This is a genomic window from Lentilactobacillus sunkii DSM 19904, from assembly GCF_001435575.1.
GTDB classification, from domain to species: Bacteria; Bacillota; Bacilli; order Lactobacillales; family Lactobacillaceae; genus Lentilactobacillus; species Lentilactobacillus sunkii.
Genome location: NZ_AZEA01000002.1, coordinates 52653 through 65650, shown reverse-complemented (window position 1 = coordinate 65650; position 12998 = coordinate 52653). Strand labels below are relative to the sequence as shown.

Here is a 12998-nt window from a genome sequence, read left to right as displayed (position 1 = left end):
TGATGTGAGGGGAGAATTATGCTTTCAATTGTTTATTTGGTACTGATGAGTTTATTAGCTGGAATTTTAACGGGGATCGTGGGGATGGCGTCCTTGACGTTGTACCCGGTCCTGCTGTCCGTGGGGATTGCACCAATTACTGCGAATGCGACGATTACGGTTGCCCAAGTTGGCGGCGGATTAGGAACTGTCACTTCATCATTACGTGAGCTGCATGGGCATTGGAAACAGGCTTTTCAAATTGCTGTGTTGAATACCCTCGGTGGTGTGTTTGGGGCGATCATTCTAATCCACAGTTCAAATGCCGGATTTAAGAAAATCGTGCCGGTCTTTATTATGGCGGCCGGAATCATGATTTTATCGCCAAAGCGCAGAGGTCGTCAGGCTGTTAATACTCGGTTGGCCACTTTTGTTAGTTGGCTGAGTACGTTCCTGGTTGGAATGTATGCCGGTTATTTTGGGGCAGCGTCAGGTCTGTTGATGATTGCGGTCCTATCCAAAATTGTTCATGAAAATTATGCAATTTATAATTCAATGCGAAATTTTGCGTCGTTTTGCAACAACATCGTGGCTGCCATCATGTTCATATGCACGATTCCGATTGCCTGGGAAGTGATTATTCCATTGCTCCTGGGCTTATTCACGGGTGGATACATTGGGCCGATCATTGTCCGGTATATCCCTTCAAACGTGATTAAGCTGGCAGTTGGCGTGTTTGCTGTCATCTTGGCGTTTGTGTTGGGCTACCAGGCTTATCTTTAAACGAGTTTAAAATCAAATTAAATGGGTGGCTCATAAGTTTATCGCTTATGGGCCACCCATTTTGAGTGCATTACAATATTTAGTTAACGAAAAGCTTAAGCAATTTCAGCACTTGGCGTAATCTTGGCTCTGTTCAACAAGACGGAACTTGTGACAACTGACAATGAACTTAAGGCCATTGCCAAGCCAGCCAATTCGGGGCTTAGTGCCAAGCCGATAAAGTAGAATAATCCGGCTGCGACTGGAATACCCAAGACGTTGTATACAAATGCCCAGAACAAATTCAGTTTGATCCGGTTGAACGTCTTCTTACTTAATTCCAATGCTTTGTAGACATCACGAAGATCATTCTTAACCAAGACAATTCCACCGGATTCAATGGCGATATCAGTTCCCGATCCCATGGCGATTCCCACATCAGCGGTGCTTAATGCTGGGGCGTCGTTAATACCGTCACCAACAAAGGCAACTTTTCCGGACTGCTGGAATTTCTTAACTTGATCAGCTTTGTCTCCTGGTAAAACGTCCGCGACAACTTGGTCAATGCCAACTTGATCGGCAATGGCTTGAGATACAGCCTGATTATCACCGGTCAGCATAACGGTCTTCAAACCTTTGGATTTAAGGGCTGAAATGGCGTCTTCAGAGGTTGGTTTTGGTGCATCCTGAATGGCAATTAAGCCGATAATCTGATCACCTTGCCCAACAAATACAACGGTTTTAGCTTGGTGTTGAAGGGTGGTCATTTTTGCTTTAAGAGAATCACTGACTTTCATGTCGGTGAGTAATTTATCATTACCGACAAACGCACTCTCGCCGTCGACATCAGCTTGAACCCCTTTTCCTTCAATTGCCTTGAAGTTTTGTGATGGGGTCATTTCCAATCCGGCTTCTTTGGCCTTTTTGAGAATTGCGGTTGCCAAAGGATGTTCGGATGACTGTTCCAAACTTGCGGCGATGCTTAATACTTTATCTGAATTACCAATTACATCAGTTACTTGAGGCTTACCAACGGTGATTGTTCCTGTTTTATCGAAAATAACAGTTTTGACGTCATTAACGGCTTCCAGAACTTCACCATTTTTGATGAGGATTCCCATTCGAGCACTGCGGCCGGTTCCAACCATTAATGCAGTTGGGGTTGCCAGACCAAGGGCACATGGGCAGGCGATCACAACAACTGATACGGCAAAGATTAATGAACTGGCGACGCTGGCACCGATGAAGACGTACCAAATCAAGAAAGTTAAAATGGCAATGATCAAAACAAGGGGAACGAAGATTTCAGAAACCTTATCAGTTAATCCCTGAATTGGTGCATGACTGTTCTGAGCTTTTTTAACCAGCTCAACAATTTGGGCCAGCATGGTATTTTTACCAACTTTGCCAGCTTTAAATGTGAACGCCCCAGATCCGTTGACGGTCGCGCCAACAACGGAATCACCGATCTTCTTTTCAACCGGCATACTTTCACCGGTAATCATCGATTCATCAATCGTTGATGAACCGGTAACAATCTGGCCATCCACGGCAATCTTTTCGCCGGGACGAACTTTAATGATGTCACCAACCACAATCTCAGATACCGGCACTTTGACAGCTTTGCCGTCACGGATAACTTCGGCATCTTTGGCCTGTAAGTTGACTAATTTTTCCACGGCGTTTGACGCATTATTGCGCATCCGTTCTTCGAATACTTGGCCAAGCAGGACAAAGGTTGTTACAAATGCGGCACTCTCGAAGAACACTGGTTGATTTGTCGCCATTGCGTAGATGCTGTAAACATAGGCGGTTGTTGTTCCGATGGCAACCAAAGTATCCATATTGGAGTGGTGCTTTTTAAATGATGACCAGGCGCTTTGAATAAACGGTCCGGCTGCGACCACCATGACAACGGTCGTTAGGGTAAACATGGTCCATTCACCACCCGGCATCATCCAGCCGAAGGGCTTAAGAATCATTTCAACCAACATCGGCAGAGAGAATATTAAAGAGATCCAAAATCTTTTTGTAATGCTCATTATTCCACCTCGACTTTTCCTTTGAACATGTCCATGCCACAGCTGAAGCCAAATTCACCTGATTTGTCAGTTGGTACCTGAACGGTTTTGGTGACGTTGATGGGGAGCTTTTCTGAGAAGCCTAATTCATTGGAATGGACAACGTCTAAACATCCTTGATCGTTTGTCCGCTTGAAGTTAATTTCGGCAGGGATACCTTTCTTCAACTTAATGACTGATGGTTCGTATCCGCCTGCAACTGTTACATTAACTGTCTGTTTGTTTTCACTCATAATTAATTCCTCCATTTATTTAATGACTAATTTACCGTGGAACATATCCATGCCGCATTGCCAGGCATATTCCCCAGCTTTGTCGGTATCGATTTGGATTGACTCTTTTTCGTTTTGGGGAAGTTCTTGATTAATCCCAAAATCTGAAAATATAACCCGATCCAAACATGATGATGAATCCGTACGGGTAAAGTTGAGGATTGCGGGAACACCTTTTTTCAAGATAACAACTTCTGGTGAATACCCACCTTTGACCTCAACGTCGACAACTTGTTGATCATCGGCAACTGCGGCACTTTCTTCAGCAACTTGATGCTTAGCGAAGAACCACCAACCAATAAAGCCGATAATTCCAAGGCCAATCACTAAGACAATTAATTTCAAAACGCCATCTCCATTTCTTCTTTAAGTCTACATCCGTAAACTTTAACTGTTTCTATCTTATCGCTGAAGTTTACATCTGTCAACTTAAAAATCAAAAAAATAGGATTAAGGCCTCCAAAAACTGATTTGATAGCAGTTTCCGGTTGGCTTAATCCTATTATGAGATGGGTTTTATGCGGCTTGATGGCGGGCTTTCAAGTCTGCTTCAATCTTGGGCTGCATTTTATCGAACTTGTAGAAGTACATCAGGATTAACCCGATACCAAAGCCGATGAATGGGACCCAAACGAAGTTCATTTCAATTGCGTTCAATGCTTGAGGAGTTTGAGCATGGTTGGCAACATAGCCGTTCATACTCAGCAGGAACCCGGTGACAACACCACCCATTCCCATTCCGAGGTTGGAAGCAATTCCGGAGAATGAAGTAACAAGTCCTTCAGCTCGGACCCCGTTCTTCCACTCACCGTAATCAACGGTGTCGGCTAACATAACGGGGAGCAGGCCGGCAAAGAAGCCATTTCCAAAGTAGCCGAGGATCGTAGCACCGGCCAAGATTGGTACGTTCATCATTTTGGCACCGACACCCAGGACCAGCTGGCTAATGACACAGAGACCAAGGCCGATGACCATGGTGCCCTTTTTACCGAAGTGGCGCGTCAGGAACGGTGTAAAGACGATGACAACCAGTGACAACGCTTGTAGACCAAGCATGAATGAGGCCAAATCGGCGTTGTGCATGTTGTACTTGAAGAAGTAAACCGTGACTTGGAGTTTGGTTTGCATTCCAATCCAGAAGAAGAAATACATCAAGGAAATGATCATCCAAGGCCAGTTGCCTTTGAGGGCTCGAGCGGATTCTTTGAGAGAAAGTTTCTCTTGATGGGCGGGATGGACACGTTCACGGGTATTTTTAAATGTTAACAGCAGTAAGAATGCGGTCACAATTGAGACCAGGACAGCAGTGATGAAGAATCCCTTCTTATCATTGCCTTGGCCAAGGAAGGATACAGCCGGCAAAACCATGATTGAGATCAGAGTCGCACCAGTTGTGGCCAATACTTGACGCACTGTACTGAATCGGACCCGTTCTTGTGGATAGGCAGTGATGCTGGGCAGCATTGACGTAATGGGAATATTGATTCCCAAATATAAAATATCAATTGCAATGTAGGTCACGTATGCCCAGACCAGCTTTCCCAACGGTCCAAGTGGAACCGAGGAGAATGCCAAGATAAAGAAGATGGCGTAGGGGATGGAGAACCATAAGAAGAACGGTCGGCTCTTTCCCCAACGGGTATGGGTTCTATCAATCATGATTCCCCAAGTTGGACCAGAGACAGCATCAACGATTCTGGCAATAAAGAACAGGGTTCCGATTGCGCCGGCAGCTAAGCCGAAGACATCGGTGTAGTAATACATCAGGTAGGTTCCAACCATTCCGTTGGCAATGTTGCAGGCAAAGTCGGAAGCACCATAGCTGAGTCGTTCTTTGTTGGTAATATTTTCCGTATTTGTAACGGCGTCGGAACCCGCAGGCAATGTTTGTGTCATTTTCATTTTTAATCCTCTTTTCATATTTGTGCAGCTTATTTAACGATTGCTAAATTACTGGTTAACACTTCGTTGGTTTGACCGTCAGAAGTCGTCTCGGTAATTGTGAACTGTTGAGTTTTCAGATTGGCAGAAAGGGTTGCTGCAACTTTACCATCTGCTGATTGTCTGGTAACAACAATTTCATTGTCGCTAGGCTGCTGAACATCAATTGAACCGTTAAGATCAAATGCCTGACTCTTATTTCTGAACTTTAAGAGATCAAAGAGTGCTTTTACAACTGGGCGTTGGGTTTCTTGATCGATTTCATCCATTGAATAGTAATGACGATTGATGTTTCGACCTTCTTTGGTCTTTTCCAATAGGTCCAAATCATTTTTACCGGCTAATAAACCAACGTAGTAGATTTGGGGAATCCCAGGAGCAAATACTTGAATGGCTCTTGCCATCAGATAGGCCTGGTCGTTATCACCAAGTGCAGAGTAGTAAGTTGTGTTGATTTGATAGACGTCTAAATTGTGGTAAGCGGTGCTGGAGTAAACCTTTTTGACGTTGGCGCCGACCTTGTACATTTCTGCTTTGGTGTAGTCAAGCTCGTCATCGGTCAAAATGTCTTTGGCATCCACAACGCCGATGCCATCATGGGTATCCAGGGTGGTGAATTGCTTCATAGGGCTGCTCTTCAACCATTTGGCCAAACGATCGGCCTTACCTGAATATAGACTGTACAGGGTCACGATTGGTAAAGCAAAGTCGTAGCTGAAGTAGTCATGGTCGGTAATCTTTCGAACGATATGATAATTCTCGTGGATTTCAGGCAACAGGGTTGTATCACGAGGTTCCGTGATCCCACTGATCTCTTTGAGCAGATCCCAAATCTCAGGTTCTACGAAGAAATCATTGGTGCCTAATTTTTTAACGGCGTAGGCAAAAGCGTCCAATCGAATAATTGAGGCACCGTGGTCGATTAAAAAGTTCAGGGTATTTTTAATGAACTTCTTGGTCACTTCTTTGGTGACATCCATATCAATCTGATCTTCGCCAAAGGTGTTCCAGACCTCTTCTTTTTGTCCGTCAGCAAATTTGACTGTTTGAACCGGCGCTTTTGGCTTGCGTTTATAAATCAAGTCAATGTCTTCTTGGGTTGGACGACCTTTTGGCCAAAATTCATCCCAGTGAATGAACAGATCGCGGTAGGCTGATTCATTGTGATTTTGCTGGAAGTCTTTAAAGTATTTTGATTGCTTGGAAATATGGTTGACCATGAAGTCAAACATCAGGTAGTAGGATTCAGATAATTTTTTAACATCGTCCCAGTTACCAAATTTTTCGTCAACTTTGGTGTAATCCATTGGGGCAAAGCCGCGGTCACCGGATGATGGGAAGAATGGAAGTAAATGAACACCACCAACGACACCATCAAGGTGGGTTTGTAATACCTTCTGGAGGTCTTTGAGGTTGTTCCCCAAACTGTCGGGGTAAGTGATAAGCATTGCTTTATTCGTTAATTTCATGGGAGGTTGTCCTTTCGTATTTGTATAAATAGGCTGACCATGGCTGAAGCTTCATGGCTCTTGTGTCTTGGAGGTCTGGTTGATTGGTTAAAATTAATTTGAGGTTTTGATACTCGATTGGGACATGATAACCGGCTGGTTCATCACTGAGATTCGTGATGATCATATAGCCGGTACTGCCGGACTCTCGCGTATATACATACGTTTGATGGTCATGTGTATCGATTAGATGATACTTGCCGTTTAGAAGAATCGGGTCTGTCAGTCGAAGCTCGGTCAACTTTTTGTAAAAGTTCATGACCGATTGAGAATTCTGCTTTTCGTCTTGAACGTTAATCATCTTGTGGTTCGGGTTCATTTCAATCCAAGGTTCGTGGTTGCTGAAACCACCCGCTGAAGTCCATTGCATTGGGGTGCGGGCATTATCCCGACTCTTGCTTCGGAGCTTAAATAAAGTTTCTGCTTTGGTAGCTCCCTTAGCCAACTCTTCTTGATAGAAACGTCTGGAATCAAGGTCGCGATATTCATCGATGCTGTCAAAGTCAACGTTGGTCATGCCCAACTCCTGACCTTGATAGATAAATGGGGTCCCCTTCATTAAGAAGTACATCATGGCAAGGGCGGTGGCACTTTGCCGGCGCATGTCCCGGTCATTGCCAAAGTACGAAACGGCCCTTGGTAAATCATGATTTTCAAGGAATAGGGCGTTCCAGCCAATGCCTTCCAAGCCGTTTTGCCAATTGGTTAACGCCTTTCGCAGCATGGCGACATCGACTTTACCCACCGCGAACTTTTCCCAGAAGCTGACGTGGTCGAATTGGAAGATCATATCGAAGTAACCATCTTTGGAATCAACCCATTGCTGTGCTCGGGTGACGGGTACGCCACCGGCTTCACCAACGGTCATCAAATGGTTACGTTTGAAGTCATCGCTGAGTTCGCTCAGGAATTTATCGATGCCGGGAACGTTATTCATGGCAGCCTCTTGGTCAGTCACGTCACTAAAGGACTGATTTTTCTTTAAGTGGGAGATGGCATCCAATCGGAAGCCGTCAACGCCATGTTTAGTCCACCAATCAATAATCTGTGAAACGGCATCATGAACCTTGGGATTTTCCCAGTTGAGGTCAGGCTGCTTGGCAAAAAGATGGTAGTAATATTCATCGGTTGCCGGATTATATTCCCAGGCCGAGCCCCCGAATAGTGATACCCAATTATTGGGCTCCCTGCCATTTTTTGGCTTTTGCCAGATATAGAAATCATGGTAGGGGTTATCGACTGATTTCTGAGCCTCTTTGAACCAGTGATGTTGATCCGAGGTGTGGTTGATGACCAGATCGAAGACGACACGAATGTCATTTTCATGGAATTTTCTGATCATCTCAAATGTGTCATCCAGCGTGCCATATTGTGGGTCAATATCTTGGTAGTCTGATACGTCATAACCGTTATCGATGTTTGGAGAAGCAAAGAACGGTGACAGCCAAACAAAGTTGACGCCCAGTGACTTGATATATGGAATCTTTTGAATAATTCCCTGAAGATCGCCAATGCCATCATTGTTACTGTCATAAAAGCTTTTAGGATAGATTTGATAGCCAACTGCGTTCTTCCACCAGGCTGGATTCTGTTGATTATTAATCAATTTGCTCACCTCTCATGATTTTTGAAACCCCTTTCACAAAACACATGATACACGCTTACATCACAATATGTCAATCGTTTGACATAAAATAACATAAAGAATTTTTCTGATATGCTATACTGATACTAATAAAACGCGATAAGAAGGTGATCCGATGCAACCCAAATTAGCTGACGTGGCAAAGTTGGCCGGGGTTTCTGTGACAACTGTTTCCCGAGTGATTAATGAGCGGGGGTACCTATCGGCAGAGACCAAAGAAAAAGTGTTTTCGGCAATGCAGCAGCTCAATTACCAGCCCAGCTTGGCGGCCCGCGTGCTTCAAGGAAAGCAGTTTAAATTAGTTGGTTTGATCTTTGCCAGCTTGGAGAATCCATTAATTGCCCAAGTTGTTGAAGAAATCGAAAATAATCTGTTTAGTCACGGATATAAGGCGATTATCTGTAACAGTATGGACAATCCCGAAAAAGAACAACAGTATCTGAAAATGCTGATGGCGAATCAGGTGGATGGGATTATCACCGGTTCCCATAATGAGGGGATCAAGGAGTACAAAATGTCAGGGCTACCAATTGTTTCCTATGATCGGTATTTCCAAAACAAAATTCCCACTGTTAGTAGCGACAACCAAGCCGGCGGAGAGTTAGCTGCTCGGACAATGATTGAAAAGGGGTCCAAGAAGTTGATGCTAGTATCAGGGAGCTTGGAAAAACGGGCCCCCAACAATAGTCGGATAACCGGATTTGAGGAAATCGCCAAAGCCCATCAACTGCCTGTTAGCGTGGTTGAATTTCCGTTTAATGCGACGCCGACCATCCGCCGGGCAACACTGAGAGAAAAGCTTGGTGCCTATCAGCCTGATGGCGTCTTTTGTACTGACGATCAAACGGCGCTGTTATGTATCCAAGAAGCGAAGAAATTGGGGATGCGGGTGCCGGAAGATGTTCAGGTGATTGGATATGATGGCTCAAATTATGTTCAAGAATATCATCCTGAATTGAGTACGATCGTTCAGCCGGTTAGTGACATTGCCGATTTGCTGGTCCGCATTTTGTTTAATCGACTTCAAAAAAATGAAGATCAGTTGTTGGATAATTATGTATTGCCGATTAAGTTACTGCAGAGGGACTCACTGAGGAACTAACTGGGATTTTTCACTTTAAAGGTTTTCATGATTTACTAAAAAATATAATATTTATCTATTTACCGCATTCAAACAGTCATTATTACCATGGAAATGACTGTTTTTCTTTTGCACTCATTTTGTCGACTGAAAATCTGAACGAAAAAAGTTGCATTGATTAAAGAATTCAGCAACATAAGTATTGACAGCGCTTACTTTTAAGACCATTATATAGATGGTAGTGGTTAATCAAAAGAGAGTTTTGTCTGATTTTTTTGGAAAAGTTTATTTTACTAAACAGAAAGGAGCTTTACTATGGCAGAAGATAACAATGCTTGGAAAGAAGCATTAAAATCTGAATCTGAATTCAGAGACTATATCACTAATTATTTTAAGGATCATGAAGAACTGACCGGTTCGTATGATATTCCTTCATATTATGAACATTACACGGTTCGTCTGGACAGTCATAAAGGGATCATCATTACTCTTGTAACCGGCGTTCAAGCAACCGGCGGCGAGTCAAACTTACCCCTTCCTTTCAAGCAAAAGGAAGTTATCTCGATTGAAGATTTTCGTAAGTTGATTTTGCACAAAAAGTTTGCCGATCAAAGTCAGACATTAGCTGACGTATTCCAGACAGTTGCTGGAATTCCAAGCGCTAATAATGATTCGAAGGATGACTCAAAGAAGTAACGGATAGATTAGAAAAATAACTTCGTGTTGTCTAAGGATTGATAGCGTGTTGCCGTTGATGGCAACACGCTTTTTTTGAATATTTGCGTATTATACAACCGCATAAGCTCTTGGATTAACAACGGGTACAATGTATGATTAATTGTAGATCTGAATATTGGAAGAGAAAATACACTGTTCTTCTCTTTTTGAGGATTTCATGAGCTCATTCTAATTCCTTGTGAGGTGCAGCATGTTAAATTATAAATTGGATATTCAAAAGCAGTCTCTTTGGTATACCAACCAAAATTATGATGATATGAAGTCAGTTCCATTTCTGGTGGTGGAAGCGGGTGAATTTTTTGCAAATCCCACTTTTTATACCAATCGAGCCGGCCATTCATTCTTTAGCATGATGTATACTGTTTCGGGTGTTGGCAAATTGACGTATCAGAATCGGGAATATTCATTAAAAAAAGGTTCGTTGGTTATTTTGGATCCGCAAATTCCTCAAAGCTATGCATCAGCATCTTCCAAAACCTGGCAGTTCACCTGGCTGAACTTTTTATCCAGTTATGGGGATGGATTTAATAAGCAACTCATTGAAGAGCCATTTCGCCCGATTGAACTGGGATCGGACAACCCTGTTGCCAAGGACCTTAAGCAGATTGTCGACAACCTTGAAAAACCTCTCAAAGAAAATGATTTGATCAACAGCGCTTTATTGGATGGCATTTATATGAAGCTGATTTCACGAAAGATGCATCGGGAAGCAACTCCAGTAAATGACAGTTACAGCGATCGGGTGTTGGACTATATTCATCAACATTATAGCGAGGATATTTCAATTGATGACATCAGTCAGGCAGCAAATTTATCCAAATTTTATCTGATAAAAGTATTTAGAGACATTACTGGTGTAACACCGTACGAGTACCTGATTTCGTACAGGCTGTTTCAAGCTAAAAAGCTGTTGAAGTCAACGGATGACAGTATTGATGCAATCAGTGAAAGAGTTGGTTACAACAATAGCAGCGGGTTTATCAGAGCGTTTAAGAAACGATTCAACATAACACCTGATAAATATCGAAATATCCGTTCCCAATAAATCATTAATTACACACAGGAAAGCAGGAGGTCGTCGAAAGATGATTTCCTGCTTTTTAGTTTCGGGGCTCTGAAGAAGGCGTGGTTGATCTATCATCGCTTGTGGAATTGGGGACCACAGTTACAGGACTTTGATAATTGCGATATAACGCCCCAAAGAACACTCCACGATGCCAAATTCATCAGCAGTACAAAAGGCGTTACAAACGACTGTAGTGCGTCCAAATCTTCAGGACATGAAAATGGGAACCTACGAATCAAGCAATTCGTCGGTTCCCATTTGAGTTTCGTCGATAATAACTAGTCCATTGGTAGTGGTTAATTATTAAACGATATTATTGTGACCCCAAAGTTGTTCGTACTTGAATCCAGTCAAGCTTTCAACAACTTTCTTTGTTTCAGGATCAACATCTGACATCTTGCCACCGGCTTTAAGTCGATCGATTTCAGCACGGAGGATACCATGATGCTGACGATCCAAGTGGAAGAAGTAAGTGATAACGTGGGCTGCAAGAAGCATGACACCTGAACCAAGAACCATCCAGATAATCAAACCATTCATAGCAGTTGCACTTTGAGTCTTAGCAGTTTCGCTGAATCCAAATGCGGAAAGAACGATACCAGTTAAGAATGGTGCAAGAGCTGAAGTTGTCTTACGGGCGAAGGTCATGATACCAGCAAAGACACCTTCACGACGTTGTTTCGTAACGATTTCATCAACATCAGGAATAAAGGTATAAACAGTCCAAGGAACATAACCGGTACCGGAGTTTGAAACGCCCCAAGTAACCTGTAATGCATAGAGGGCCATGATTCCCCAACTTGTTCCTGCAGCTTGGCCGTAGAAGAGGGCAGCGTAGCAGGCAACGGTGAAGAACATCATAAGGTACATGATTCGAAGTAACTTGGAAGGTCCAAGTTTACTCATAATTTTTGGCCATACCAAGTTACATGGAATACCAATGATTGATCCAAAGGTCAAAATGTTTGATGCTTCTGTAGGGTTGCTCTTCATTGCGTACACGATGTAGAAGACGTAAGTAGCACCGATAATATCACGAGCGGTGAATGAGCAAAGATAAATAGCTAAATGCAATGCGTAAGACTTGATTCTAAATACTGAACCCATGTCTTTGATCATGTTCCAAAGGGCAAGAAGTGGATTGCCTGTCTTTGCAGCACTTTCATTAACGATTGAAGCAATTTCTTCAGGTGAACCTGAAGTTTCACGTTCAAAGGTTGAGAAGTAAGTTAATCCAATTGCCAAGCAGAATACAACGGCAAGAATGATACCAACAGTTAAGAATGCATTAGGGTTGTTCTTACCCATAACGGCAAATACTCGGCCAGGTAACCATGATGCCAGGAAGGTTGCCAGTGCTGACCATAACATACGGGAACTTGATAATTTCGACTTCATGTCATAACTATCGGTCATTTCAGCAGCCAAAGTTTCATAAGGGATCATAACCAAGGCTGTAAAGGCTTCCATTAATAGGTATGTTGCAAGGTAGTACCAGAATCCCATGTGAGCTACCCAAATGATAATGTATAAGAACATCAATGGAATAGCAATAAGCAAGAAGAATCGACGACGACCAAATTTGCGACCAAGCTTAGTGGCACCAAAGTGATCGGTCATGTAGCCCATCAGTGGACTGATAAATGAATCGGCAACACGGGCGATGGCTAAAATCGTTCCGGCAAGGACTGGTGACAAACCACCAAATGCTGTATAGAAGAACAGGATCCAAGTAGAAGCAACGGACATCGCACCGTTTCCGAATAAATCGGCGGCACCATAACCAACTATGTTGCGCCAAGTAACTTTTCGTTTCAAAATGCTTTCCTCCTTAAAGTTGAGAAAATTGAGAAATTTCTCGTTAATCAATGTATGTGATGAAAACGTTCGCAGGGTTACGTAACCGCTTACAGGTATTATTTAAC

The 12998-nt window shown here is 43.1% G+C and carries 11 protein-coding genes; 4 read left to right on the top strand and 7 right to left on the bottom strand.

Features of this window, described 5'->3' with window-relative positions:
• Window positions 1-18: 18 nt before the first annotated feature.
• Window positions 19-762 (top strand): sulfite exporter TauE/SafE family protein, encoded by a 744-nt coding sequence (locus tag FD17_RS02365; protein ID WP_057823284.1) that lies wholly within the window; start codon window positions 19-21, stop codon window positions 760-762.
• Between the two features lie 95 nt (window positions 763-857).
• Here FD17_RS02365 and FD17_RS02360 read toward each other — a convergent pair whose 3' ends face one another.
• The 6 genes from FD17_RS02360 to FD17_RS02335 all read right to left on the bottom strand — a co-directional run bounded on the left by FD17_RS02360 (window position 858) and on the right by FD17_RS02335 (window position 8149).
• Window positions 858-2783 carry a copper-translocating P-type ATPase gene (locus FD17_RS02360; RefSeq protein WP_057823283.1) on the bottom strand — a complete coding sequence of 642 codons (1926 nt, stop codon included), beginning with the start codon at window positions 2781-2783 and terminating at the stop codon, window positions 858-860.
• The gene (locus tag FD17_RS02355; protein WP_057823282.1) at window positions 2783-3055 is read right to left on the bottom strand and encodes a cupredoxin domain-containing protein; all 273 of its coding nucleotides are present in this window, start codon (window positions 3053-3055) and stop codon (window positions 2783-2785) included. The genes FD17_RS02360 and FD17_RS02355 overlap by 1 nt, the downstream gene beginning before the upstream one ends.
• A 15-nt stretch (window positions 3056-3070) precedes the next feature.
• Window positions 3071-3439 (bottom strand): cupredoxin domain-containing protein, encoded by a 369-nt coding sequence (locus FD17_RS02350; RefSeq protein WP_057823281.1) that lies wholly within the window; start codon window positions 3437-3439, stop codon window positions 3071-3073.
• 171 nt (window positions 3440-3610) lie between these two features.
• On the bottom strand, window positions 3611-4996 hold the full coding sequence (locus tag FD17_RS02345; protein WP_057823280.1) for a glycoside-pentoside-hexuronide (GPH):cation symporter: 1386 nt from the start codon (window positions 4994-4996) through the stop codon (window positions 3611-3613).
• A gap of 29 nt (window positions 4997-5025) precedes the next feature.
• Window positions 5026-6504 (bottom strand): sucrose phosphorylase, encoded by a 1479-nt coding sequence (gene gtfA, locus FD17_RS02340; RefSeq protein ID WP_057823278.1) that lies wholly within the window; start codon window positions 6502-6504, stop codon window positions 5026-5028.
• A complete protein-coding gene (locus FD17_RS02335; RefSeq protein ID WP_057823276.1) occupies window positions 6488-8149 on the bottom strand; it encodes a glycoside hydrolase family 13 protein in 1662 nt (553 codons plus the stop codon). Before FD17_RS02335 ends, gtfA begins: the two co-directional genes overlap by 17 nt.
• 154 nt (window positions 8150-8303) lie before the next feature.
• Here FD17_RS02335 and FD17_RS02330 point away from each other — a divergent pair, with 154 nt between their 5' ends.
• The 3 genes from FD17_RS02330 (at window position 8304) to FD17_RS02320 (ending at window position 11052) form a co-directional block, all read left to right on the top strand.
• Window positions 8304-9290: a LacI family DNA-binding transcriptional regulator gene (locus tag FD17_RS02330; protein WP_057823274.1), complete on the top strand. Its 987-nt coding sequence runs from the start codon at window positions 8304-8306 to the stop codon at window positions 9288-9290.
• A gap of 294 nt (window positions 9291-9584) precedes the next feature.
• Window positions 9585-9965 carry a hypothetical protein gene (locus FD17_RS02325; RefSeq protein ID WP_057823272.1) on the top strand — a complete coding sequence of 127 codons (381 nt, stop codon included), beginning with the start codon at window positions 9585-9587 and terminating at the stop codon, window positions 9963-9965.
• Between the two features lie 232 nt (window positions 9966-10197).
• Window positions 10198-11052 (top strand): AraC family transcriptional regulator, encoded by an 855-nt coding sequence (locus FD17_RS02320; protein WP_057823270.1) that lies wholly within the window; start codon window positions 10198-10200, stop codon window positions 11050-11052.
• A 324-nt stretch (window positions 11053-11376) separates the two neighbouring features.
• Here the strand turns inward: FD17_RS02320 and FD17_RS02315 are convergent, their stop codons facing one another.
• Window positions 11377-12891: an MFS transporter gene (locus FD17_RS02315; RefSeq protein ID WP_057823262.1), complete on the bottom strand. Its 1515-nt coding sequence runs from the start codon at window positions 12889-12891 to the stop codon at window positions 11377-11379.
• Window positions 12892-12998 lie beyond the last annotated feature (107 nt).